Source organism: Kribbella sp. NPDC003505, assembly GCF_040610875.1.
In the GTDB taxonomy this organism is placed as follows: domain Bacteria; phylum Actinomycetota; class Actinomycetes; order Propionibacteriales; family Kribbellaceae; genus Kribbella.
The window spans coordinates 579,782-602,320 of record NZ_JBEXNA010000001.1; the positions used below are offsets into that span (position 1 = coordinate 579,782).

At 69.3% G+C, this 22,539-nt stretch carries 22 protein-coding genes; 16 read left to right on the forward strand and 6 right to left on the reverse strand.

What is annotated here, in order from left to right:
* Window positions 1-20 precede the first annotated feature (20 nt).
* Window positions 21-3,134: a BTAD domain-containing putative transcriptional regulator gene (locus ABZX12_RS02650; RefSeq protein ID WP_355689161.1), complete on the forward strand. Its 3,114-nt coding sequence runs from the start codon at window positions 21-23 to the stop codon at window positions 3,132-3,134.
* On the opposite strand, the gene ABZX12_RS02655 is transcribed toward ABZX12_RS02650, so the two are convergent.
* Both ABZX12_RS02655 and ABZX12_RS02660 read right to left on the reverse strand, forming a co-directional pair.
* Complete coding sequence (locus tag ABZX12_RS02655; RefSeq protein WP_355689163.1) at window positions 3,118-3,861, reverse strand: ABC transporter permease; 744 nt, start codon at window positions 3,859-3,861, stop codon at window positions 3,118-3,120. The genes ABZX12_RS02650 and ABZX12_RS02655 overlap by 17 nt on opposite strands.
* Entirely contained in the window at window positions 3,858-4,793 is a 936-nt protein-coding gene (locus ABZX12_RS02660; protein WP_355689165.1) for an ATP-binding cassette domain-containing protein, read from the reverse strand. Before ABZX12_RS02660 ends, ABZX12_RS02655 begins: the two co-directional genes overlap by 4 nt.
* Before the next feature lie 138 nt (window positions 4,794-4,931).
* Here ABZX12_RS02660 and ABZX12_RS02665 point away from each other — a divergent pair, with 138 nt between their 5' ends.
* The 6 genes from ABZX12_RS02665 (at window position 4,932) to ABZX12_RS02690 (ending at window position 11,167) form a co-directional block, all read left to right on the forward strand.
* Entirely contained in the window at window positions 4,932-5,606 is a 675-nt protein-coding gene (locus ABZX12_RS02665; RefSeq protein ID WP_355689166.1) for a DUF4097 family beta strand repeat-containing protein, read from the forward strand.
* Between the two features lie 196 nt (window positions 5,607-5,802).
* Entirely contained in the window at window positions 5,803-7,074 is a 1,272-nt protein-coding gene (locus tag ABZX12_RS02670) for an ROK family transcriptional regulator (protein WP_355689168.1), read from the forward strand.
* Window positions 7,058-7,876, forward strand: a complete 819-nt coding sequence (locus tag ABZX12_RS02675) for an ABC transporter permease (RefSeq protein WP_355689170.1) — start codon at window positions 7,058-7,060, stop codon at window positions 7,874-7,876. The genes ABZX12_RS02670 and ABZX12_RS02675 overlap by 17 nt, the downstream gene beginning before the upstream one ends.
* Window positions 7,873-8,667 carry an ABC transporter ATP-binding protein gene (locus tag ABZX12_RS02680; protein WP_355689172.1) on the forward strand — a complete coding sequence of 265 codons (795 nt, stop codon included), beginning with the start codon at window positions 7,873-7,875 and terminating at the stop codon, window positions 8,665-8,667. Before ABZX12_RS02675 ends, ABZX12_RS02680 begins: the two co-directional genes overlap by 4 nt.
* An 8-nt stretch (window positions 8,668-8,675) precedes the next feature.
* Window positions 8,676-9,683: an aliphatic sulfonate ABC transporter substrate-binding protein gene (locus ABZX12_RS02685; protein WP_355689174.1), complete on the forward strand. Its 1,008-nt coding sequence runs from the start codon at window positions 8,676-8,678 to the stop codon at window positions 9,681-9,683.
* Complete coding sequence (locus ABZX12_RS02690; protein ID WP_355689175.1) at window positions 9,680-11,167, forward strand: sulfatase-like hydrolase/transferase; 1,488 nt, start codon at window positions 9,680-9,682, stop codon at window positions 11,165-11,167. Before ABZX12_RS02685 ends, ABZX12_RS02690 begins: the two co-directional genes overlap by 4 nt.
* Window positions 11,168-11,207: 40 nt before the next feature.
* Here the strand turns inward: ABZX12_RS02690 and ABZX12_RS02695 are convergent, their stop codons facing one another.
* Together ABZX12_RS02695 and ABZX12_RS02700 are read right to left on the reverse strand one after the other, a co-directional pair.
* The gene (locus ABZX12_RS02695; RefSeq protein WP_355689177.1) at window positions 11,208-12,362 is read right to left on the reverse strand and encodes a hypothetical protein; all 1,155 of its coding nucleotides are present in this window, start codon (window positions 12,360-12,362) and stop codon (window positions 11,208-11,210) included.
* A 7-nt stretch (window positions 12,363-12,369) separates the two neighbouring features.
* A complete protein-coding gene (locus ABZX12_RS02700) occupies window positions 12,370-13,659 on the reverse strand; it encodes a family 43 glycosylhydrolase (RefSeq protein WP_355689179.1) in 1,290 nt (429 codons plus the stop codon).
* Between the two features lie 310 nt (window positions 13,660-13,969).
* Here ABZX12_RS02700 and ABZX12_RS02705 point away from each other — a divergent pair, with 310 nt between their 5' ends.
* Window positions 13,970-14,617 carry a dihydrofolate reductase family protein gene (locus ABZX12_RS02705; protein WP_355689181.1) on the forward strand — a complete coding sequence of 216 codons (648 nt, stop codon included), beginning with the start codon at window positions 13,970-13,972 and terminating at the stop codon, window positions 14,615-14,617.
* Window positions 14,618-14,620: 3 nt separating this feature from the next.
* Here ABZX12_RS02705 and ABZX12_RS02710 read toward each other — a convergent pair whose 3' ends face one another.
* Both ABZX12_RS02710 and ABZX12_RS02715 read right to left on the reverse strand, forming a co-directional pair.
* On the reverse strand, window positions 14,621-15,715 hold the full coding sequence (locus tag ABZX12_RS02710; protein ID WP_355689183.1) for a HAMP domain-containing sensor histidine kinase: 1,095 nt from the start codon (window positions 15,713-15,715) through the stop codon (window positions 14,621-14,623).
* The gene (locus ABZX12_RS02715) at window positions 15,708-16,382 is read right to left on the reverse strand and encodes a response regulator transcription factor (RefSeq protein ID WP_355689185.1); all 675 of its coding nucleotides are present in this window, start codon (window positions 16,380-16,382) and stop codon (window positions 15,708-15,710) included. Before ABZX12_RS02715 ends, ABZX12_RS02710 begins: the two co-directional genes overlap by 8 nt.
* 87 nt (window positions 16,383-16,469) lie before the next feature.
* Here ABZX12_RS02715 and ABZX12_RS02720 point away from each other — a divergent pair, with 87 nt between their 5' ends.
* From ABZX12_RS02720 to ABZX12_RS02755, 8 genes are all read left to right on the forward strand, one after another.
* On the forward strand, window positions 16,470-17,063 hold the full coding sequence (locus tag ABZX12_RS02720; RefSeq protein ID WP_355689187.1) for a M15 family metallopeptidase: 594 nt from the start codon (window positions 16,470-16,472) through the stop codon (window positions 17,061-17,063).
* Window positions 17,060-18,187, forward strand: coding sequence for a peptidoglycan bridge formation glycyltransferase FemA/FemB family protein (locus ABZX12_RS02725; RefSeq protein WP_355689188.1), 1,128 nt, complete (start codon window positions 17,060-17,062; stop codon window positions 18,185-18,187). Before ABZX12_RS02720 ends, ABZX12_RS02725 begins: the two co-directional genes overlap by 4 nt.
* 4 nt (window positions 18,188-18,191) lie before the next feature.
* The gene (locus tag ABZX12_RS02730) at window positions 18,192-18,755 is read left to right on the forward strand and encodes a VanZ family protein (RefSeq protein ID WP_355689190.1); all 564 of its coding nucleotides are present in this window, start codon (window positions 18,192-18,194) and stop codon (window positions 18,753-18,755) included.
* Window positions 18,756-18,764: 9 nt separating this feature from the next.
* A complete protein-coding gene (locus ABZX12_RS02735; protein ID WP_355689191.1) occupies window positions 18,765-19,757 on the forward strand; it encodes a D-isomer specific 2-hydroxyacid dehydrogenase family protein in 993 nt (330 codons plus the stop codon).
* Window positions 19,750-20,817 carry a D-alanine--(R)-lactate ligase gene (gene vanA, locus ABZX12_RS02740; RefSeq protein ID WP_355689192.1) on the forward strand — a complete coding sequence of 356 codons (1,068 nt, stop codon included), beginning with the start codon at window positions 19,750-19,752 and terminating at the stop codon, window positions 20,815-20,817. Before ABZX12_RS02735 ends, vanA begins: the two co-directional genes overlap by 8 nt.
* Window positions 20,814-21,416, forward strand: coding sequence for a D-Ala-D-Ala dipeptidase VanX (gene vanX, locus ABZX12_RS02745; RefSeq protein ID WP_355689194.1), 603 nt, complete (start codon window positions 20,814-20,816; stop codon window positions 21,414-21,416). Before vanA ends, vanX begins: the two co-directional genes overlap by 4 nt.
* Window positions 21,416-21,847, forward strand: coding sequence for a GNAT family N-acetyltransferase (locus ABZX12_RS02750; protein WP_355689195.1), 432 nt, complete (start codon window positions 21,416-21,418; stop codon window positions 21,845-21,847). Before vanX ends, ABZX12_RS02750 begins: the two co-directional genes overlap by 1 nt.
* Before the next feature lie 134 nt (window positions 21,848-21,981).
* Window positions 21,982-22,536, forward strand: coding sequence for a dihydrofolate reductase family protein (locus tag ABZX12_RS02755; protein ID WP_355689197.1), 555 nt, complete (start codon window positions 21,982-21,984; stop codon window positions 22,534-22,536).
* Window positions 22,537-22,539: the final 3 nt, after the last annotated feature.

The following is a 22,539-nucleotide window of genomic DNA, read 5'->3' on the forward strand; positions in this document are numbered from 1 at the left end:
TGCGTGGCAAAATCTGGCGGGTGCAGATCGGGATGCTGGGGCCGTTCGAGGTGCGGGCCGACGACGGGAGCGTCGTCGACGTGCCTGGAGCGCGGTTGCGCGGGCTGTTGGTCGCCCTGGCGCTCGACGCGGGACGTGTGGTGCCGAAGGCAACGCTCGTCGACTGGATCTGGGGTGAACAGCCGCCGGCGGACGCGGCGAACGCCTTGCAGCGCTTGGTTTCCCGCCTCCGCAAACTGCTGCCGGTCGAGGGACACACGGACGGTTACCGGCTGCAACTCGATCCGGACGCCGTCGACGCCGTGCGGTTCGAGCGGCTCGTCACCCGTGCCCGCATCGATCAGGACCCGCAGGGCATCCGCCTGCTGCGGGAGGCGCTCGCATTGTGGCGCGGGCCTGCGATGCGGGACGTCGGCCTGACCGAGAGCGGTGCGTTCGACGCGGCCGTGACCCGGCTGGACGGGCTCCGCCTGACCGCGACCGAGGACCGGTACGACGCCGAGATCACACTCGGCCACGGCGCGGAACTCGTCACCGAGCTGACCGACCTGGTCGCCGCGCACCCGGTCCGCGAACGTCTCGTCGCCGCCCTGATGCGTGCGCTGGTCGCCTCCGGCCGCGACACCGAGGCGCTGCGCACGTACGAGCGCACCCGCGAGATCCTCGCCGACGAACTGGGCGTCGACCCGTCGCCGGAGCTGTCCGCCCTGCACGTCGCGCTGCTCCGCGGCGAGCTGGTCCGGCGCGACGAGAAGCGGAACACGAACCTCCGCGAGGAGCTGACGACGTACGTCGGCAAGGAGACCGACGTCGCCGCGGTCCGCGACCTGATCGCCGGGCACCGCTTGACGACGCTGATCGGGCCGGGCGGATCGGGTAAGACCAGGCTCGCGTCGGAGACGGCCCGGACCGTGCTCGGTGATCTGCCCGACGGCGTCTGGATGGTCGAGCTCGCGGCGATCGGCGCCGACGGGGACGTGGCGCAGGCGACGCTCGGGGCGCTCGCGCTGCGGGACGCGCTGCTCGGCGACGTACCGGACACCGACCCGACCGACCGGGTGGTCGCCGCGGTCCGCGAGCGGGCGATGCTGCTGATCCTGGACAACTGCGAGCACGTGATCGAGTCCGCCGCGACGTTCGCGCACCGGGTGCTCGGCGAGTGCCCGCGGTTGCGGATCCTCGCGACGAGCCGGGAACCGCTCGGGATCACCGGCGAGGCGCTGTGGCCGGTCGCGCCGCTTGCCGTGCCCGCGGACGGGAGCGACATCGCCGCGTCGCCCGCCGTTCGGCTGCTGCAGGACCGCGCCCGGGCCGTCCGCGCGGACCTCGCGCTCGACCCGGAGACGATGGCCCGGATCTGCCGTGCGCTCGACGGGATGCCGCTGGCGATCGAGCTGGCCGCGGCCCGGCTGCGCACCATGTCGCTGGAGCAGCTCGCCACCCGCCTCGACCACCGTTTCCGACTGCTGACCGGCGGCAGCCGTACGGCGCTTCCCCGCCACCGCACGCTGCGCGCGGTGGTCGACTGGAGCTGGGAGCTGCTGACCGACGCCGAGCGGTCGGTGCTGCGCAGGCTCGCGGTGTTCTCGGGCGGCGCCGGTCTGGAGGCGGCCGAGCAGGTCTGTGCGGGCGGCGAGGTCGAGTCGTGGGAGGTGCTCGACCTGCTGACCGCGCTGACCGAGAAGTCGCTGGTGGTCACGAAGGACGAGGGCGCGCCGCGGTATCGGCTGCTCGGCACGATCAAGGAGTACGCGCAGCAACGTCTCGAGGAGGCAGGTGAGACCGACGCGGCCCGCCGTACCCACCTCGCGTTCTTCACCGAGCTGGCCGAGACCGCCGACCCGCACCTGCGGCGCACCGAGCAGCTCGAGTGGCTGGCCATCGTCGAGGCCGAGCACGACAACATCGCCGGCGCGATGCGCGGGGCGCTGGCGGCGGGTGACGCGGAGGGCTCGATGCGGCTCGCCGCGGCCGCCGGGTGGTACTGGTGGTTCGCCGGGCACAAGGTCGAGGGCAGCGAGTTCCTGATGGCGGCCCCGGAGGTGCCGGGCGAGGCGTCCGACGAGAGCCGCGCCGTGGTGTACGCGTTCGTCGCCAACTTCATGACGTCGGGGCGCGGCCGCGACCAGTTCGACGCCGAGGAGTGGATCCGCAAGACCGCGGACCTCAGCCGGCGGGTCGAGAGCCCGCACCCGGCGGTGACCCTGTCGACCGCGCTGGAAGGCCTGCTGCAAGGGGCCGGCTCGTTCGTGTCCACGTTCGAGCCGCTGCTCACGGACAAGGACCCCTGGGTACGGGCGCTGGCGCGGCTGCAGACCGGCAAGATGCGGATCTTGCTCGGCGACGGCGACCGGGACGCCGACCTGGCGCTCGAAACCGCGCTGTCCGAGTTCCGCGCGATCGGCGAACGCTGGGGCATGTCGTTCGCGCTCACCGAGCTGGCCGACCGGCTCGCGGTCCGCGGCGAGTTCGCCGACGCGTGCGCGTACTACGAGCGAGCGGTCGCGGTCGCCACCGAGGTCGGCGCGAGCGAGGACGTCGTCCGGATGCGGTCCCGGCAGGCACAGCTGTACTGGCTGGCCGACGACCAGGACGCGAGCTCGGCCGCGATGGCGGACGCCCAGCGACTGGCCGAGCGGGTCGCGTGGCCGGAGGCACTCGTCGAGCTGGCACTGTGCAAGGCGGAGCTCGCGCGCTGGCGCGGTGACGCCGAGGAGGCGCGCCGCCAGCTCGACCAGGCGACGACGATGCTCGGCCGCGAGGCGGAGCAGGCGACCCTGCGCGCGACGATCCAGGACGCGCTGGGGTATCTGGCCACGGATCTCGACCAGGCTTGGCAGCACCGCAGCGCGGCATTCCAGGCGGCGGCCGAGGGCGGACACGTCCCTGGGATCGCCCAGATGCTGGTCGGTATCGCGGATCTGGCGCTGCGTTCCGGCCAGGACGAGCAGGCCGCGCGGCTGCTCGCGGCGAGTGCCGTCGTCCGCGGTCTGCCGGATCGCTCGAACCCGGATGTGGCCGCGCTGGAGCAGGAGACGCGCCGCCGCCTCGGTGACGCGAAGTTCACCGAGGCGACGGAAGAGGGCCGGCGGGCGAGCTGGCGCGAGCTCGTCGAGGTCACGCTCGCTTCTTGAACGTCGAGGTCGCCCAGACGTAGCCGACCACGGCGATCCCGAGGCACCACGCGAACGCGGCGATCATGTCACCGGTGTGCGGCGCGCCGTTCAGCAGACCGCGCAGGCTCTCGATGATCGGTGTGAACGGCTGGTACTGCGCGAACTGCTTCACGCCGGGACCCATCTTGTCGGCCGGCACGATCGCGCTGCTGAAGAACGGCAGCATCACCAGCGGCACCGAGGCCAGGCCGGCGGTCTCCGGCGTCTTCGCGAACAGGCCGAGCGCGACGGTCAGCCAGCCGGTCGCCAGTCCCAGCAGGACGACGAGACCGATCACGCCGAGCCACTGCCCGAAGCTCGCCGACGGGTCGAAGCCGAGCGCGAACGCGACCCCGATGATCGCGGCGACCGCGATCAGGTTGGTGAGCACGCTGGCGATCACGTGCCCGGTGAGGACCGCGCCGCGCGGCACGTCCATCACCTTGAACCGGTTGATGATGCCCTTGGTCATGTCGGAGTTCACCGACGTCGCCACGGCGCCGAGGCCGTAGCAGACCGCGAGCAGGAGCATGCCGGGGGTCGCGTAGTCGACGTACGGGACGCCGACACTGAACGCGTCGCCGAGCATGTAGACGAACATCAGCATCACCACGACCGGCATCAGCACGGCGTTGAACACCGACGTCGGGTTCCGCGCGATGTGCTTGAAGTTCCGGCGCAGCATCACGATCGAGGGGTTCTTCATCGCGCGACTACCTCCGCGGTGTCGTGCCCGGTCAGGGCGAGGAAAACGTCATCGAGGTCAGGGGTGTTGACGGAGAACTCGTCGGCATCGAGCGAGTGCTCGTCGAGCCGGTCGAGCAGCGTGCGGACCGACCGGGTGCCACCGTCGCTGGGGACGCGCAGGGTCAGCGCGTCGTCGTCGCGGGTCGAGCCGGGCATGATCTCCGCGGCCTTGCCGAGGTCGGCCGCCGAGCCGAACCGGAACCGGACGTGGGTGCCGGGAATCTGCCGCTTCAGCTCCTCCGGGGTGCCCTGGGCAACCAGTCGGCCCTTGTCGAGCACCGCGATCTTGTCGGCCAGCTGGTCGGCCTCGTCCAGGTACTGCGTGGTCAGGAAGATGGTCACGCCGTCGGCCAGCAGCTCGCGGATGATCGTCCACATGGTGCGCCGGCTGCGCGGGTCGAGGCCCGTCGTCGGCTCGTCCAGGAAGATGATCCGCGGGTTGCCGACCAGCGTCATGGCCAGGTCGAGCTTGCGGCGCATGCCGCCGGAGTACGTCGCCGCGGACTTGTCCGCGGCCTCGGTCAGGTCGAAGCGCTCCAGGAGCTGGCTGACCGTGCCCTTGGCCGCGCCTGCGGTCAGGTCGACCATCAGCTGGAGGTTCTCGCGGCCGGTCAGCAGCTCGTCCACGGCCGCGAACTGGCCGGTGACGCCGATCGCGGACCGGACCGCCTTGGCGTCGGTCGCGACGTCGTGCCCGGCCACCCGGACCGTACCGCTGTCGGCCTTGGTCAACGTGGTCAGCACGTTCACCGTCGTCGTCTTGCCGGCCCCGTTCGGGCCGAGCAGCGAGAAGACGGTGCCCGCTGGGACGTCGAGGTCGATCCCGTCGAGCACGGTCTTGTCGCCGAATGCCTTGCGCAGTCCTGTGACCGCGATCGCCGAAGTTGTCATGTAACCACCGTCGGCGGGAGCCCTGACACGCACCTGACACGCCGCCTACACGGTGTCGGCCTCGTGTCCGCGCCCGTCGCAGGGCCTTGTCAGTGCGCGCGGCGAGAGTTGTCGGCAACCGACCCCCGAGGAGCTCAGATGTCCACCTTCACCACCCCCGCGCCGATCTCCGCCACCGTCGACATCATCTTCGGCAACATCACCGTGAAGGCGAGCGACCGCACCGAAACCGTCGTCGAGATCCGGCCGGCCGACCCCGCCTGGGAGCTGGACGTCAAGGCCGCCGAGCAGGTGCTCGTCGAGTTCACCGACGGCAAGCTGCAGGTCAGGCACCCGAAGCTGCGATCGATCTTCAGCAAGCGGTACGGCGCGATCCAGGTCCTGATCGAACTGCCGACCGGCTCGCAGCTGCACGGCTACACCGCCAAGGGAGAGTACGTCGTGGAGGGCGAGATCGGCTCGGGCGAGCTGAAGACCGCCAACGGCGACATCAGGGTCGGCACCGTGACCGGCAACCTGCGCGCCAAGTCGGCCACCGGGCATATCACCGTCGAAGTGGCCGGCGCCGAGATCAACGCCCGGACGGCGAGCGGGAACATCCGCGTCGGCACTCTGGGCACCGGCTCCGTCGACCTCTACACCGCCACCGGCGAGGTCGCGATCGGCGTCCCCGCCGGCACCGCGGCCGCCCTGGACGCACACACCTCGGTCGGACGGGTCTTCAACCACCTGGACACCGCCGACGCCACCACCCGCACCGTCCCGGTCCGCGCCCGCACCCACGGCGGCAACATCACCCTCACCCGCGCCTGACGTGCATTTACAGCAGGACGTCTCGGGCGGCACCTAGTGCACCTGAGCGGGGACGGGTCTGCGTGTACAGCGTCTCACCGGTGCACTACCTGTCGAGCTGCACACCGTTGGTGTGAGCGTCGGGTCACCGTCGAAAAGCGAGGTGAATTTTGTCGGAGTGTTGACGGAATAATTCCCGGTTCCTACCGTCGCCAGCGTGCAGACGTTTCCAGGAGTGCAGGCGCTGGTGCGGAGGACCCACGAGGAACGGGTCCTCCAGGTGCTGCGTGAGCAGGGGGCGCTGAGCCGGAACCAGATCGCCCGCGCGGTCGGTCTGTCCCGGACGACGCTGTCCGAGATCACCGGGAGCCTGCTGCAGCGCGGCGCCATCGTGGTGACCGACACCGACGCGGCGCACCGGGAGGGCAGCGGGCGTCCCGCCGAGCGGCTGGCGCTGGACCCGGCGTCCGGGCAGTTCATGGGCGTCGACTTCGGGCACCGCCGCGTGCATGTCGTCGTGGCCGACGCCTCGCACGAGATCGTGGCCTCCGGCTCCGGACGGTACGACGACCGCGTGGACTGGCCGACCCGGCTCGACGTCGCGTTCGGCCTGGTGGAGCGGCTGAGCGACGAGTACGGCGTCCACTACGGCGCCCTGCAGGGTGTGGGCATCGGGATCCCGGGCCCGTACTCGGGCAAGCCGGGCGTCCGCGACTACCCGTCGCACCGGGCCGCGGCCGAGGGCTTCCACGAGGCCTCGGTCGACGAGGCCTTCTGCGAGCGGTTCGGCGCGCCGGTGATCGTCGACAACAACACCCGGCTGGCGGCGCTCGCGGAGGCGATCTTCGGCGCGAAGACGATCGAGAATCTCCTGTACGTCCGCCTGTCCGACGGCGTCGGCGGCGGCCTCGTCGTCGGCGGCCGCCTGGTCTCCGGATCGGCCGGTCTGGCGGGCGAACTCGGCCACGTCACCGTCCGCGCCGACGGCGACTCCTGCCGCTGCGGCAAGAACGGCTGTCTCGAGACGATCGCCTCGGTCCCCGCGATCCTGGCCGCCTGCCGCACCGCCGGGCTGCGGGCCGAGAGCCTCGACGACCTCGCGGCCGCGGTCGCCCGTTCGCATCCGCTCGCCGACCGCGTACTGCGTGACGCTGCCGCCGCGGTCGGCCGCGTCCTCGCCGCTGTCGCGATGGCGCTGAACCCCGCCGAGATCGTGATCGGCGGCGAGATCACCCGGATCGCGCCGGTGATCGTCGAGCAGGCCGCCGCCACCGTCGCGTACGAGCTCTTCCCGGGCGCCGCCTCCCCCGGCGTCCGCGCAGCGCACCTCGCCGACGACGACGGCGCGCTCGGCGCCCTCGCCGCGGTGTTCCACAGCTCGCCGCTGCTGGCGGGCTACCCAGAGACGCCGGCGCCCGCCGGCGCCGGTTCGCGGGCGGCGATCCGCCCGCGGCAGACCCGAGGAGTGGCCGATGGCCGTGATCAGTGACCAGACCGCCCGCGGCGCGAAGCCGCGCGACCGCGCCGGAGGACGAACGCGCACCCGGGCCGGTGGTCTTCCGCTGCTGCTGAACGCGGTGTCGGTCGGCGTCGGCATCGCGGTGTGGTGGGCGTTGGCGCTCGCCGGGCTCAAACTGCCCACCCCGCCCGAGGTCGTCGCGCAGGCGATCACCCTGATCGGAAACGGCACGCTGGGCAAGGACGTGCTGGCCAGCCTGACGCGGGTGCTGATCGGCTTCGCGCTCGGCACCGCCGCGGCGATTCCGGTCGGCTTCCTGATGGGCTGGTACGCCGTGGTGCGCGGACTGGTCGAGCCCTGGATTCAGTTCTTCCGCACCGTCCCGCCGCTGGCGATCATCCCGCTGGCGATCGTGCTGATGGGGATCGGCGAGGCGCCGAAGATCTTCGTGATCTTCCTGGCCGCCTTCCTGGCCTGCGTGATCTCGACGTTCCAGGGCGTGGTCAACGTCGACCGGACGCTGATCAACGCCGCCCGGGTGCTGGGCGCCAAGGATGCCGGCATCTTCGCCCGGGTCGTGGTGCCGGCCTCGACGCCGTTCATCCTGGTCGGCATGCGGGTCGGCCTCGGATCGGCCTGGGCGACCCTGGTGGCCGCCGAGCTGATCGCCGCCCAGCAGGGCCTCGGCTTCCGGATGCAGAACGCGCAGCTCTACTACGACCTGCCGACGATCTTCGTCGGCCTGATCTCGATCGGCATCCTCGGCCTGCTGATGGACCGGATCCTGCTGACCGCCGAACGCAAACTCACCGGATGGCAGGAGCGCCGATGAAGATCTCCGTCCGGTCCGTGACCAAGACCTTTGCCCTGGGCAAGGACACGTTCACGGCGCTCGACCAGGTGTCGCTGGACATCGCCGCCAACGAGTTCATCACCGTGGTGGGTCCGTCCGGCTGCGGCAAGAGCACGCTGATGAACATCCTCGCCGGCCTGGAGGAACCGACCTCGGGGCGGGCGCTGGTCGACGGCGTACCGGTCGAGGGGCCCGGGCCGGAGCGCGGCGTCATCTTCCAGCAGTACGCGCTCTTCCCCTGGCTGACCGTGCGCAAGAACGTCGAGTTCGGTCTCAAGACCGCTGGTGTCGGGAAGGCCGAGCGCCGCGAACGGGCCCAGCACTTCATCGACGTGGTGGGGCTCGGCGACTTCGCCGACGCGCTGCCCAAGATGCTGTCCGGCGGGATGCGGCAGCGCTGCGCGATCGCTCGCGCGTACGCCGTGAACCCGTCGATCCTGCTGATGGACGAGCCGTTCGGGGCCCTGGACGCACTCACGCGCGTGAAGCTGCAGGAGCAACTGCTCGACACGTGGAGCCAGGAGCAGCGCACGGTCCTGTTCATCACCCACGACGTCGACGAGGCGGTCTTCCTGGCGAACCGCGTCATCGTGATGGCCGCGCGGCCCGGGCGGATCTACGACGTGATCGACGTCGACCTGCCCTACCCGCGGTCGGAGGAGTTTCGGCTCAGCGCCGAGTTCGCCGACCTGCGCAACCGCGTCTGGCACTCCGTCTACCACCAGGACGGCCGCACGGCCGCCGAATCCACCGTCACCGTTCGACCCTAAGGAACCTCATGTCTGTCTCACGCAAGCTCTCGGCCCTCGCTGCCGGCGCCGTTGCTCTCACGCTCGCGCTCGCCGGCTGCGGCGGGTCGGACGACAAGGCCGCCGACGGCGGCCCGCTGCAGGAGGTGAACTTCGGCTACATCGCCGACTACAACGGCACCAGCCTGCTGGCGATCGCGAACGACCAGAAGCTCTGGCAGAAGCACGGCCTGAAGGCGAGCACCAAGGTGTTCACGAACGGCCCGCTGCAGATCCAGGCGCTCGGCACCGGCGACCTCGACTTCGGCTACATCGGCCCGGGCGCGTTCTGGCTGCCCGCCTCCGGGCAAGCCAAGGTGATCGCGATCAACACGCTCGGCAACGCCGACCGGGTGATCGCCCGCTCCGGGACCACGTCGATCGACCAGCTGCGCGGCAAGACCGTCGGCGTACCGGAAGGCACGTCGGGTGACATGATCCTGACGCTGGCGCTGCAGAAGGCCGGGATGACGAAGAGCGACGTGAAGGTCGTCAACATGGACGCCTCGACGATCGTGTCGGCGTTCGCGTCCAAGAAGATCGACGCAGCCGGCTTCTGGTACCCGGCGATCGGCACGATCAAGAAGCAGGTCCCGGATCTCACCGAGCTCGCGAAGAACTCCGACTTCGAGTCCCAGGTCTCGTTCCCGACAGCCTTCGTGGCCGGCAACGACGTCGTGTCCGGCCAGAAGGACAAGACCGAGAAGACGATCGCCGTCCTGCGCGACGCGATGGCCTACCGCTCCGCCAACATGGACAAGTCGATCGAGCTGACCGCGAAGATGCTCAACGTGCCGGTCGACCAGGTCAAGGCCGACGCGGGCAACGTCAAGGTGCTGTCGGTCGACGACCTGGACGCCAAGACCAAGGACGGCACGATCGACAAGTGGCTGAACGGGATGGCCGACTACTTCGTCCAGGCCGGCAAGCTGAAGTCGAAGGTCGACCCGAAGACCTACTACACCGGCGACCTCTTCACCGCGGCGGCCTCCAAGTGACCCAGCCGAAGAACATCCTCTTCCTGATGACCGACCAGCACCGGGTGGACACACTCGGTGCCTACGGCAACCAGTTGGGGACCACCCCGAACCTGGACGAGCTGGCCCGGACCGGAACCCGCTTCGACCGGTGGTACACGCCGACGGCGATCTGTACGCCGGCCCGGGCCAGCCTGCTCACCGGGCAGGCGCCGTTCCGGCACAAGCTGCTGGCGAACTACGAGCGGAACGTCGGCTACCTCGAAGACCTGGGCGAGGGCACCTTCACGTTCTCCCAGGCGCTGCGCGACCGCGGGTACAACTGCGGGCTGATCGGCAAGTGGCACGTCGGCACCGACAAGTCGGCCGGTGACTTCGGCTTCGACGGGCCCGACCTGCCCGGCTGGCACAACCCGGTCGATCACCCGGACTACCTGGCGTACCTGGCGGAGCGGGACCTCCCGCCGTACGAGATCTCGGACCGGATCCGCGGCACGCTGCCGAACGGCGGGCCGGGCAACCTGCTCGCCGCCCGCCTGCACCAGCCGGTCGAGGCGACGTTCGAGCACTACCTGGCGACCCGGGCGATCGAGATGCTCGAGCGGTACGCCGCGGACGGCGGGAAGCCGTTCTTCCTGGCGCTGCACTTCTTCGGGCCGCACCTGCCGTACATCCTGCCGGACGAGTACTTCGACCTGATCGACCCGGCGGACGTCGAGCTGCCGCGGTCGGTGGCGGAGACGTTCCAGGGCAAGCCGATGGTGCAGAAGAACTACAGCGCGCACTGGACGTTCGACACGATGCCGATCGAGACCACGCGCAAGCTGATCGCGATCTACCAGGGCTACGTCGCGTTGATCGACTTCGAGCTCGGCCGGGTGCTGGACGCGATGCAACGGCTCGGGCTGGCCGACGACACGTCGGTGTTCTTCACGTGCGACCACGGGGAGTTCACCGGCTCGCACCGGCTGCACGACAAGGGGCCGGCGATGTACGAGGACATCTACCGCACGCCCGGTCTGCTCCGGGTGCCCGGGCAGCCGGCGGGCGTCGTACGGAACGAGTTCGTCAGCCTGCTCGACTGCACCGCGACGATCCTCGAACTGGCCGGGGCCGATCCGAAGAACGCGGTCGACTCACGGAGCCTGCTGCCGCTGGTGGGCGGCGAGCCGGCCGAGTGGGACGACGACATCGTCTGCGAGTTCCACGGGCACCACTTCCCCTATCCGCAGCGGATGCTGCGCACGGACCGGTACAAGCTCGTGGTGAATCCGGACTCGGTGAACGAGCTGTACGACCTGGAGCTCGACCCGGACGAGCTGCTCAACGTGTACGAGCACCCGGAGCAGGCCGGCGTACGGTCGCAGCTGATGCGGCGGCTGTACACGGTGCTGCGCGAGCGGGGCGACAACTTCTATCACTGGATGACGTCCATGTACGACGTGGGCGATGTCGGCTACGACCCGACGATGAGCGGCCTCGACGAGACGACGTACCAGAAGTGAAGCCGTGGGGCCCTCTTTTCGGGAGGGCCCCACGATTCGGTTACTGCAGTGCGCGGAAGTCGTCGATCCAGGCGTAGCCCGGCGTCGACATCGCGTCGGCCCGAGGCTGCACGGTGAGCGATGCGAAGACACTGTTCAGCAGCCACGGCGCCTTCGTGGCGCTCCAGCCGGCCGTCATCGACGGGATCTGCCGGAAGCCGTACGTCGCGACCGCGAGCCGGCCCGTGGCGCGGAAGCGTTCGAGTTCGTCGCGCAGGAAGTGCTTCTTCGACTCGAACCACGGGCTCTCGGACAGCAGGTCGTTCCACTTGCGGGCCGGGAACGGCTGCTTGACGGCGTCGCCGATGACTTCCCACACCTGCCGGTCGGGCGAATAGCCGTACCGCCTGGCGAAAGCCGCGGGGATGCGGTCGGTCAGGTGCTGCTGCCAGTACCAGACGAGCGAGAACTCGGTGACCAGGAACGTCTGGCCGGGCCGGAGCCGGGGCAGTGTGTAGTCGAGGAAGGCCTGGATCGCGGCCTCCTCGGCGACGTGCGGATGCAGGTCGACGCCTTCGAGCTCGGGCGTCTCGCGGACGAACCGCAGGTAGCGCTCGACCGCCGGAGTCCGGTTCTGCGGGAGATCCAGCCGGTTCAAGGCGCCCATGAACAGGTGCGTGACGCTGTTCGCGGGCCGGGCCTCGATGACGTGACGGGCGATGGTCTCGTAGAAGTCGTTGAGGTGCTCGTCGCGCTCGGCCGGGAGGCTCTCGATGAAGGGTTCGTTGCCGATCGTGACGACGTCGACCGTCCCGAAAACCAGCGGCAGAACGCGATCCAGCCGCGCCAGCTCGGCGGCCATCTCCGCGCTGCCCGGCCGCGGGAACGAGGTGTTCGTCTTCGGGAACTTCAGGCTGAGCACGGTCTTGTAGCCGCGCTCGTGCGCCTGCCGAATCACGCGCAGCGTCTCGCTCTGCGCGGGCGGCACCGTGTCGGCTTCGGGCAGCACGTAGAAGCCGCGGACCCAGCTCGCGCGCGCCGTACGCAGCTCGCGGTAGTCGAGTTGGTCCAGGTTCTCGTTGTAGTTGGCGCCGAGGGCACCGAGGGCCGGCAGCGATTGCGTCGGTGTGGTCGCGGCGGCTCCGCTGAGGGAGCCGCCGCTCACCAGGACCAACGCGCCGGCGACCGTCAGAAGGCGGTTGAGGACACGTGGCATCGTGGGCTCAGCCGTTCTTCCGCCGCTGGACGTAGATCCGGTCGCTGCCCGGTCCGGTCCATTCCATCCGCACGACGCCTGGTACGGCGGCGTCACCGACGCGGGCCGGATCCGCCCAGTAGCCGGCGGCCGGGTTGCGGAAGAAGGTCGCCCACAAGCGGCCTGCCGCGTCGGTGAAGATGTTGTTGTGCCCGGCACCGACACCCGCAGTCCACCTGTGCGAATACGGGCCTTCGAAGTGGTCGGAGACCGCCATGATCAGGTCGTACTGGTATTGGACGCGGCCCGGCGCGGGCGGATCGTAGGCGTTCCGGGCGGTGCCGTCCGGGTTCGTCGACGCCCGGTCCCAGGCCGCGTGCAGGAGGTAGTACTTCCCGCCGTGCTTGAAGACGTATGCGCCCTCCAAGTAGGGCTCGGGCATGTACGGGCTCTGCTGGAAGGCCGGTAGACCGGTCGTCGGGACGATGTCCTCCATGTCGTCGCGGAACTGTGCGTAGAGGTTGTTGTGCAGCACGAGCCAGGCCTGATCGCCCTCGGAGTACAGGCCGCCGTCGATGTGGTGGTACGCACCGGGCAGGATGAAGCCCGGTCCGCCGATGAAGGAGTCCCCGAACGGCTTGTCCAGGTTGCCTTCGGCGAGCCGGTACGGGCCTTCGACGCCGCCTTCGCTGATCAGCAGGAACGAGCCGACCTTGCGGGAGTGGTCGCCCATGCAGGCCACGATGTACCAGGTGTCGCGGAAGTAGTGCAGCTCGGGCGCCCACGCCTGGCCGCGTTTGCCGAACTGGGTGTCGTACCAGTACTCCTGCCACGGCGCGACGACGGTGCGGCCGGGTGTGTTCTCGCCGACGAACTCCGGCGACCAGACCTTGCCCCGCTCGGCGTCGGGCCGGATCCCGGTCGTGTCGGCGAGTGTCCACGGCCCGTGCAACGAGGGCGCTGTCCAGACGAAGATGCCGTCGTTCCACGGTCCGGCTGCGGGTAGGCCCGGTACGCGTGTCGTACCAGTTGCGACGTACAGCGGGCGGCCGTCGACCTTGAAGCAGTTCACGTAGGTGTCGCGCATCCACACCCGACCGAGCTCCGCGTCGCGCGGCCGCAGCTCGAGCGGCAGCACGAAGGAGTTGTCGTCCCGCGGCCACAGATCGAGCCGCGTGTCGGCCGCGCCGTACGGCTCCGGCTCGGGCCAGGCCGCCGGGTACCGCCCCGCAGCCGCGTACGCCGCCGTAGAAGGGAGCGCGGCCGCGCCCACGACACCCGCCAAACCGCCTAGAACCGTTCTCCTGTTGATCTCCATGCGCGCACGCTAATCAGACTCATTTCAACGGTGAAGAACCGGCAAAAAGGTTCATGCTGAGCGGTGTGAGACCAGCCTTGCCGGAGCTGAGGGCTTCGCCTACGGCACCCTCCTGGCCCAACGCCGAAGACCCGCAGGTCGACAGTACGTATACGTCCACTGCGCCGTAATCCGGCCGGCGCCTCGCCTGAGGACGGGGCCAGTGGACGTATACGTACTGTCCAGCTGCCGATGTCAAGGTGGGGACGGCGGATCCGACCTTGCTGTGAGGGCGCCGGGAGGCGGTGCCGGTGATGTGAAGGAGCTTCAGATGTCCGAGGTGCGGGTTCACAACTTCGCGATTTCGCTGGACGGGTACGGCACGGGTGACGGGCAGTCGCTCGAGGCGCCGTTCGGGCATGCCGGGGAGCGGCTGCACGAGTGGCTGGTCGGAACGCGGTTCTTCCACGCCGCGGACGGGCTGCCCGGCGGCACGCTCGGCGTCGACAACGCGTACGCCGAGCAGCACGAGCCGGGGATCGGGGCCGAGGTCATGGGTGCCGGCAAGTTCGGCCCGCCCGGCTGGCAGGACGACCCGGCCTGGACGGGCTGGTGGGGCCCGAACCCGCCGTTCCACTCACCGGTCTTCGTCCTCACCCACCGCCCGCGCGCGTCGGTCGAGATGGAGGGCGGTACGACGTACCACTTCGTCGACGCGACCCCGGCCGAGGTGCTCGAGCAGGCGAAGGCCGCGGCGAACGGCGCCGACGTCCGCGTCGGGGGCGGGGCCACCGTCGTCCGGGACTTCCTCGCCGAAGGCCTGATCGACTACCTGCACGTCGCGCAGGTCCCGATCCTGCTCGGCCGCGGCGTGCGGCTGTGGGACGGCCTGGAGGCGCTCGAGGACAGGTACGCCGTCGAGGTGGTCGCGTCTCCGAGCGGTGTCACGCACCTGACCTTCACGCTCAGGAAAGGCTGAGACCTACCGGGCGGCGGGCACGTGCACCGTGGCCCGCAGCCCGCCGCCGATCCGCGGCATCAGCGCCAGGTTCCCCTCGTGGGCGCGGGCGATGGTGTTGACGATCGCCAGGCCCAGCCCGACGCCGCCGTGGTCGGTGCGGGTCCGCTCGGCGCCCCGCTGGAACGGCTCGGTGAGCGTGGCGACCAGCCGCAGCGAGAGCTCCTCGCCGGTGTTCTCGACGACCAGCTCCGCGGTGCCGGAGCGAACGCCGGTCGTGATCCACACGGTGCCGTGGTCGGACAGGTTGTGCACGATCGCGTTGTGCAGGAGGTTCGTCGTCAGTTGCAGCAGCAGTGCACGCGAGCCTTCGGCCATCGCGACGCCGCCGGACACCTCGATCGTCAGGCCGCGCTTCTCCGCGAGCGGAAGCAGGGTCTCGACGGCCTCCTCCACCAGCAGCGACAGGTCGACCGGCTCCGGCGTGAACGACCGCTGATCGGCGCGGCTGAGCAGGAGCAGCGCCTCGGTGAGGTCGATCGCGCGGTTGTTCACGGCCCGGAGACGGTCGACGAGGACGCGGTTGTCGCTGTTCAGGTCGTTGCGGGCGACGTCGAGCAAGGTCTGGGTGATCGCCAGCGGCGTCCGCAGCTCGTGCGACGCGTTGGCCGCGAAACGCTGCTGCTCGCTGACATGTGCTTCCAGTCGCGCCAGCATCGTGTCGAACCCGTCGGCGAGCTCGCGGAACTCGTCACTGGGCCCGGGAAGCCGGATCCGGTGCGAGAGCGACCCGGTCGCGGCCAGCCTGGTGGCGTCGGTGATTCGGGTCAGCGGGGCGAGCATGCGGCCGGCCAGGAGCCAGCCACCCGCCAGACCGAAGACCAGCAGGATCAGGAGCACGACGCCGGCCCGCGGCGCGAACGTGCGCAGCAGCACGGAGCGGACCGGGAAGACGCCGTCGTCGATCCCGTTGGGGACGATGAGCATCGCCCGATCGGGCACGTACCGCAGCAGGAACGCCCAGACGGCGGCCAGCAGCAAGGCGCCGGCGAGCATCAGGAAACCCGCGTAGCTGAGCGTGAGCTTGAGCCGAACGCTCAGCCCGGGCTCCCTAACCATGCTTCGGCCCCGTGTCGATCCGATAGCCTGCACCGGCCACCGTCGCGATCAGCCACGGCTCGCCGAGGCGTTTGCGCAGCGCCGAGACCGTGATCCGTACGGCGTTCGTGAACGGGTCGGCGTTCTCGTCCCAGGCCCGCGCCAGGAGGTCCTCGGCGCTGACGACACCGCCCTCGGCGGAGACCAGCACCTCGAGTACGGCGAACTGCTTGCGGGTCAGTGCGACGTACCGGCCGTCTCGGTAGACCTCGCGGCGAAACGGGTCCAGGCGCAGTCCGGCGATCTCCCACACCGGCGGCCGGTTGTGCGCGCGCCGCCGGTCGAGGGCGCGCAGGCGCAGCACGAGCTCCTGCAGCTCGAACGGCTTGGTCAGGTAGTCGTCGGCGCCGAGCTCGAACCCGGACGCCTTGTCGTCGAGCCGGTCCGCGGCGGTCAGCATCAGGATCGGCAGCCCGCTGCCGGAGGCAACGATCCGCTCGGCGACCTCGTCGCCGGACGGGCCCGGGATGTCGCGGTCGAGAACGGCGATGTCGTAGGTGTTGATACCCAGCAGCTCCAGCGCGGTGTCGCCGTCACCGGCCACGTCCGCGGCGATCGCCTCCAGGCGCAGGCCGTCGCGGATGGCGCCCGCCATCTCGGGTTCGTCCTCCACGATCAGCACCCGCACATCCTCGATAGTACGAGGCGGCACATATCGCGCACGTATCGAAAACCGGATACACGCCGGCAACACCGCGCCGATTTGACTGGACCCATGTCCGTCAGCGCACCGGCACCAGGCCGCCGTACCAAACTGTCGATCCGCGCGGCCCTCGTCGTGGCGAACGTGGCGATCATCGGCGTGTTCGTCCATCAGACGCTGGCGTTCCCGTCGTTCTCGGCCGGCGCGACCCTCGGCGAGGCGGACGGCGCCGTACCCGAGGGTGTGACGGTCTTCGACGACCACATCCCGGCGGTCGGCAACCTCGACCCCGCGCTGCTCGGCGCGCTGCGCCGGGCCGCGACCGACGCCGGGAACGAGGGGGTCAAGTTCTACGTCAACAGCGGGTGGCGCACACCGGCGTACCAGGAGCAACTGCTGCGCGACGCGGTCTCGAAGTACGGCTCGAGGGAGGAGGCCGCTCGCTGGGTCGCCACCCCTGCCACGTCGCCGCATGTCTCGGGTCAGGCGATCGACATCGGGCGCTCCGACGCCACGGCCTGGCTGGCCGAGCACGGCGCGCGGTACGGGCTGTGCCAGATCTACGACAACGAGCCGTGGCACTACGAGCTGCGGCCCGAGGCCATCACCCACGGCTGCCCGCCGCGGTACGCCGACCCGACGCACGACCCGAGGATGCAGGGGTGACGCTCAGCGTCGCGCCGATCAGCTCTGCCGAGCACCTCGCGTACATCGGCACACAGCGGTCGGTCAGCTTCCTGCAGACGCCGGCGTGGGCCCGGGTGAAGACCGAGTGGCGGAGCGAGTCCCTCGGCTGGTACGACGGCCCGCGGCTCGTTGGGGCCGGGCTGGTTCTGCATCGGCCGGTGCCGCGGCTCGAACGCCATACCTTGGCCTATCTGCCCGAGGGGCCGTCCATTGATTGGACCGGTGAGCTCAGCAGGTGGCTCGATCCGCTGGCGGCGTACCTGAAGGCGCACGGGGCGTTCGCAATCCGGCTTGTGCCGCCGTTACGCACGCACAGCTGGAGCGCCGAGCAGGTCAAGGCGGGGATCGCCGATCCGGAGATCGGGCGGCTTACCGAGGTGCCTGGCGCCGTCGATGCTTTGGGCGCTCACGTGACGAGCCAGCTGAGTGCGGCCGGGTGGTTGCCACAGAGCCCGGAGGACGGGTTCGGCGCGGGTCAGCCGCAGTTCAAGTACGAGCTTCCGCTGGCCGGCCGGAGCCAGGACGACGTGCTCAGGGGGATGAACCAGCTGTGGCGCCGCAACATCAAGAAGGCGGCCAAGGCGGGTGTCGAGGTCACAGTCGGGGACGACTTGAAGGCGTTCCACGATCTGTACGTCCACACGGCTGCGCGCGACCACTTCACGCCCCGGCCGCTGGAGTACTTCGAGACGATGTTCGCGGCGATGAGCGCCGAGGATTCCGAGCGGATCAAGCTCTACCTGGCACATCATTCCGGTGACCTCGTCGCCGCTACGATCCTGGTTCGGGTCGGCGTGTACGCGTGGTACTCGTACGGCGCCTCCGCGACCGAGAAACGCGACGTCCGCGGCTCGAACGCCTGCCAGTGGGCAATGATCCGCGACTCACTGGCGGCCGGCTGCGACGTCTACGATCTGCGCGGCATCACGCCCACGCTGTCTGCCGACGATCCGCACGTCGGCCTGATCCAGTTCAAGGTCGGGACCGGCGGCCAGGCGGCGCGCTACGTCGGCGAGTGGGACCTGCCGCTGCGCCCGGTGATGTATCGAGCCTTCGACCTGTACATGAGGCGACGCGAGCACCTCAGAAGCAAGCGGAAGTAGCGGGATGATCAGCGACTGGTACCACTTGCTCGGAACCTACACCGGCGTCGCGCTGCTGACCGTCGCAACCGCCCCGCTGGCCATACTCCTCACGTGCACGCTGGCCTCACGGCGAACGTCGGCGCGGGCCTGGTGGATGGCGGTCGCTGAGGTTGGCATGGTGTACGGGACGGTGCCCTGGGTCTGGATGACGATGTTGCCAGGCAGCGGGGCAGGTGAGGTCCCCGGCCGGCTCAGCCTGATTCCGATGCGCGATCTGTTGTCGATGTCACCCTGGCAGATTGTCGGCAATCTACTGGTCTTCGCGGCGTTGGGCTTCTTCGCTCCGCTGCGGTTCGCGAGGCTGGCGTCGATCCCGCGGGTCCTGGGTCTCGCGGCGGGCTGCTCGGTGCTGATCGAGCTCGCGCAGTACGTCCTGCGGCTTGATCGGGTGACGTCGGTGGACGACGTACTCCTCAACGCACTCGGCGCCGGGCTGGCGGCACTGGCCTCACGCCCCTGGTGGCATCCCACATTTCGTGGGCATATCGAAAACCGGATACGGACCGGCAACACCACCTCCCCTTGACTTGAAGGCATGACCCACAGCGAACCGGCAGGGACTGCCGTCCACAGTGCCGAACGCCTGACGGGCATCACGATCTTCGGATGCGAACCGGACGAAGCCGCGCTGTTCCAGGAGTTGTCGGCACGCTTCGGGATCACCCCGATCATCACCGCAGCGCCGGTCTCCGAGGCCACGGTCGATCTGGTCACCGGAGCCTGCATCAGCGTCGGCCACAAGACCCGAGTCACGAACCCCACGCTTCGCGCACTCGGCCGCGCCGGCGTCAGGTACATCTCCACCAGAAGCATCGGCTGCAATCACATCGATGTGAAGTACGCCGAACGGCTCGGCATCACGGTCGGCAACGTCACCTACTCCCCCGACAGCGTCGCGGACTACACGGTGATGCTCATGCTGATGGCGATCCGGAACGTGAGATCCATCCTTCGCCGCACCGACGCCCACGACTACCGCCTGGAGCCGATCCGTGGGCGAGAACTGCGCGACCTGACCGTCGGCGTCGTCGGTACGGGCCGCATCGGCACCGCGGTGATCGACCGGCTGCAAGGCTTCGGCTGCCAAGTCGTTGCCTACGACAAGCGTCTGAGGGTCCCGCTCGAGAACGTGTTGCCGCACAGCGACATCGTGACGCTCCACACGCCTCTCACCGCAGAAACCCGGCATCTGCTGAACCGCCGGCGGATCGAGCAGCTCAAGCCCGGCGCGTATGTGATCAACACCGGCCGCGGAGCACTCCTCGACACCTCTGCCCTGATCGACGCTCTTGAAAGCGGCCGACTGGGCGGGGCGGCACTCGACGTACTCGAAGGCGAGGAAGGCATCTTCTACGCCGACCGCCGGAACGAACCCGTCGACAGCGAACTGCTGCTGCGACTGCAGCGGCTGCCCAACGTGCTGATCAGCCCGCACACCGCCTACTACACCGACCACGCACTCCGCGACACGGTCGAGAACTCCATCGTCAATTGCCTGAACTTCGGAAGCAGGGAGCACCATGGATAAGTTGAAGATCGGCATCCTCTTCGGCGGCGATTCCGAAGAACACCCGGTCTCGGTCAAGTCCGCGCAGGAGATCGCCCGGAACCTCGACCTGGACAAGTACGAGCCGTACTACATCGGAATCACCCGGCAGGGCGCCTGGAAGTTGTGCGACGGTCCCGGTCCGGACTGGGAGATCGGCAAGTCGATCCCGGTCGTGCTGTCGCCGGACAGCAGTACGCAGGGCCTGCTCGTCCTGGAATCCGACCGGTTGGGATCCCGGATCAGAGTGGGGCAGTACCGGACGATCAATCTCGACGTGGTGCTTCCCGTTCTGCACGGCAAACGCGGCGAGGACGGCGCGATCCAGGGCCTGCTCGAGCTGTCCGGCATTCCGTACGTGGGCTGCGACATCCAGAGCTCCGTGCAGTGCATGGACAAGGCGCTGACGTACACCGTCGCCCGGAGCGCGGGGATCGCGACGCCGAACTTCTGGATCGTCACGGCCGATCAGCCGGTCGAGGCCGAGCAGTTCAACTACCCCGTTTTCGTCAAGCCGGCCCGGTCGGGCTCGTCCTTCGGAGTCAGCAAGGTCTCGCATCGTGACGAGCTGCAGGGTGCGCTGGAGACCGCGCGTCAGTTCGACTCGAAGATCCTGATCGAAGAAGCGGTCGTCGGCAGTGAGATCGGCTGCGCGGTGATGGGCAACGACCTGGATCTGATGACGGGCGAGCTGGACCACATCGCGCTGACCCACGGGTTCTTCAAGATCCACCAGGAGGACTCGCCGGAGAGCGGCTCCGAGAACTCGACGCCGATCGTTCCCGCCGACATCCCGGACGAGGCACGGGTGCTCGTCCAGGAGGCGGCGAAGGCGGTGTACGGCGCGCTCGGCTGCCGCGGGCTGGCGCGTGTCGACATGTTCCTCACGACGGACGGGCGGGCGGTGCTCAACGAGGTGAACACGTTCCCGGGGATGACTTCGTACAGCCGGTATCCGCGGATGATGGCGGCGGCCGGCGTACCGCTCGGCGAGGTGATCGACCGCCTGGTGTCGGTGACGCTGACCGGGAAACTCCAGTGAACACCGACTTCGGGTACGTCGACGTGCCCGGGATCCGGTGGGACGCGAAGTACGCGACCTGGGACAACTTCGTCGGGAAACCCGTGGACGGGTATCTGGTGAATCGCATCGTCGGGACCACGGCGCTGTGCGCGGCACTGGAAACGGCATCGGGAAAGGCCGCGGCGCGCGGCTTCGGTCTGCTGCTGTGGGACGGGTATCGCCCGCAGCGCGCCGTGGACCACTTCCTGCGCTGGTCGTCGCAGCCGGAGGACGGCAGGACGAAGGCGCGCCACTACCCGAACATCGCACGGGCCGACATGATCTCGTCGGGCTACGTGGCCGCGAAATCCGGCCACAGCCGGGGCAGCACCGTCGACCTGACGCTGTACTCGTCGGAGACCGGTGAACTCGCGGCCATGGGCGGCGGCCACGACCTGATGGACCCGATCTCACACCACGGCGCACCCGGAATCTCGGGTATCGAGGCACAGAACCGGCAACACCTCCGTGCCGTCATGGAGGCCGCCGGTTTCGTCGGCTGCGCCCACGAGTGGTGGCACTACACGCTGCGGGACGAGCCGTATCCCGACACGTACTTCGACTTCCCGATCGTGTGATGCGGATCCGACCGGCAGGCAGTACCGACGCCGTCGACGCGTTGCTCGAAGAACTCGGCTATCCGCAACCGGACCCAGCCGTCACCGCAGCCCGCCTGCGGGCGTGGGCCGACGACCCGGCCGGCGCGGCGTACGTCGCCGAGGCAGACAACCGTCTCCTCGGCGTCATCGCCGTCCACGTCATCCCGTTCTTCGAACGCGAAGGCACCTGGGCCCGCATCGTGGCCCTGGTGGTCTCATCCCGAGCCCGCCGCCACGGCGTAGGCACCCTGCTCCTGGAGGCCGCCGAATCCTTCGCCGCAAGCCGAGGCTGCCTCCGCCTGGAAGTAACCAGCTCCAACCACCGCGCCCCCGCCCACACCTTCTACCAATCCCACGGCTACACCGACCAGTCCACAACCTCGTCCCGCTTCCTGAGGACCCTCACGTAGGCCGCACCCGGCCCCACGGCTTTCGTACCTCCGAGGATCTGGGATCCGGCGGGTTTGTCGGATCAGGGCCGGGCTGTTCGTAGTACAGGTAAGAGGTGGCCGGAAGCGGGCTGCCGGAGACTAGGAGTGGTGGCATGTTGATCTACTCGATGGGTGTGTCGGCGGACGGCTACATCTCCGACCGTGACGGTGGGCTCGACTGGGGAGACACGAACGACGAGCAGTACCGCTTCCACATCGCCGAGACCAGCGAGCTGGGCTGCATGCTGCTCGGCCGCAGGCTGTACGAGATCATGCTGGTCTGGGACACGGACAAATCGCTCAGAGACACCGAACGAGGAGCCGCCTTCGCCGAGGTCTGGTGCGCTCTCCCGAAGGTCGTCTTCAGCCGCACGCTGGACAGCGTTGACGGCAACGCCCGGCTTGCCACCGCACCACTGGCCGACGAGATCGCCACCGCGCAAGCCGCGACCGACAAGCACGTCGGTATCGGCGGCGCCGCCCTGGCCGCGGCAGCCATCGAGCTCGACCTCGTCGACGAACTACGCATGCTCCGACACCCGGTCGTCATCGGCGGCGGCACCCCGTTCCTCCCCCCGGTCACCAAGCCCATCCCCCTGGACCTCATCGAGACCAGAACAGTCGCCACCCGCCTGATCTACGAACGCTACCGCCGGTCGTTACGATGACGC